The sequence below is a fragment of the Thiocapsa sp. genome (assembly GCF_011390875.1).
Lineage (GTDB): Bacteria > Pseudomonadota > Gammaproteobacteria > Chromatiales > Chromatiaceae > Thiocapsa.
Map to the genome: position 1 here is coordinate 1 of NZ_JAABRP010000131.1, position 232 is coordinate 232.

The window sequence follows — 232 nt, forward strand, 5'->3', positions numbered from 1 at the left end:
CACCCCATACGACGCACCCGTCACCGCCTTAGCGGCCAACTTCAACACCGTGAACCTGATTCGCACCGGCGACAGCATCAAGAGCGCCGAGCCGCAGACCCCGCTGACCGACTCGGCGCGGCGCTTCGGGATGGCCGGGGCCGCCGGCAAGCAGCGCGTAAATCTGCGCGAGCGCGACAAGGCGCTGCGCTACTTCGGCGAGCTGCTCGCCGCCAAACTCGAAGGCACCGGC

1 pseudogene is annotated in these 232 nt (G+C 69.0%); it reads left to right on the forward strand.

Annotation, left to right across the window (positions count from 1 at the left end):
• A pseudogene (locus GPT33_RS11830) lies at nt 1-232 on the forward strand (peptidase S13); the annotation flags it as partial.